This window comes from Ralstonia sp. VS2407 (assembly GCF_052950655.1).
On sequence record NZ_JBRFVG010000091.1, the window covers coordinates 1 to 594 of the forward strand.

Consider the following 594-nt stretch of genomic DNA (forward strand, 5'->3'; position numbering starts at 1 on the left):
GGCGGCCTCGTCGCCGCCGCGCTGATTCCCGAGCACGGGTGGCGCAGCGTGTTCATCGTCGGCGGTATCGCGCCGCTTGCGCTCGGCGCGCTGCTGATCGCGCTGCCCGAATCGATCCGCTTCATGGTGCTGCGCGGCGCGCCGCACGAGCGCATCGCCGCGGTGTTGCGCAGGATCGCGCCCGATGCGGCGTTCGACGGCGTGCGCTTCGTGCTGCACGACGATCGCGGCGAGCAACGGCGCTCGGGCGCGGCCGTCGTGTTGTCGCCGCGCTATCGTGCGGGCACCGCGATGCTGTGGCTCACCTATTTCATGGGGCTGCTCGTCTACTATCTGATGACGAGCTGGCTGCCCACGCTGATTCGCGACACGGGATTCACCGTGCGCGACGCGGCGCTCGTCACCGCGCTGTTTCCGCTCGGCGGCGGCATCGGCGCGATTGCTTGCGGCTGGCTGATGGACCGCATCGAGCCGCATCGCGTGATTGCGTTTACCTATGCGCTGACGGCGTTGTTCGTCTGGATGATCGGACTGCAGGCCGGGCACCTCGCGTTGCTGGCGACCGTCGTGTTCGTCGCGGGCGTTTGCATGAAC

At 68.7% G+C, this 594-nt stretch carries 1 protein-coding gene; it reads left to right on the forward strand.

All coding sequences use genetic code 11. The annotated features are described in order from the left end of the window. The coding region (locus ACU8YE_RS24005) for an MFS transporter (protein WP_446929854.1) at nt 1–594 on the forward strand (594 nt) is incomplete at both ends.